Here is a 290-nt window from a genome sequence, read left to right on the forward strand (position 1 = left end):
GACATCTAACTTTTTTAACATTTCTAACATTGGCACACCCGCCGTGCCAGTCGGTTCGCCATCATCATGTGCTTTTTGAATGCGCATCGTATCACCAATCGTGTATGCCGAACAGTTATGCGTTGCTTCTCGATGTTCTTTTTTCTTCGCTTCAATAAATGCTTTTGCCTCATCTTCATCATGGACCGGTTTAATATGAGCAATGAAACGAGATTTACTAATGACGTTTTCTATAATGTGTTCATCTTTAATTGTAATTACTGAATCTGTCATACAGGTCACCCTTTATT

At 38.6% G+C, this 290-nt stretch carries 1 protein-coding gene; it reads right to left on the minus strand.

Translation table 11 applies throughout. The annotated features are described in order from the left end of the window. On the minus strand, positions 1 to 273 hold a 273-nt coding region (locus HUK49_RS10785), incomplete at its 3' end, for an IMPACT family protein (protein WP_191913685.1). Between the last annotated feature and the right edge of the window lie 17 nt (positions 274 to 290).

Source organism: Limosilactobacillus portuensis (assembly GCF_014838735.1).
Lineage (GTDB): Bacteria > Bacillota > Bacilli > Lactobacillales > Lactobacillaceae > Limosilactobacillus > Limosilactobacillus portuensis.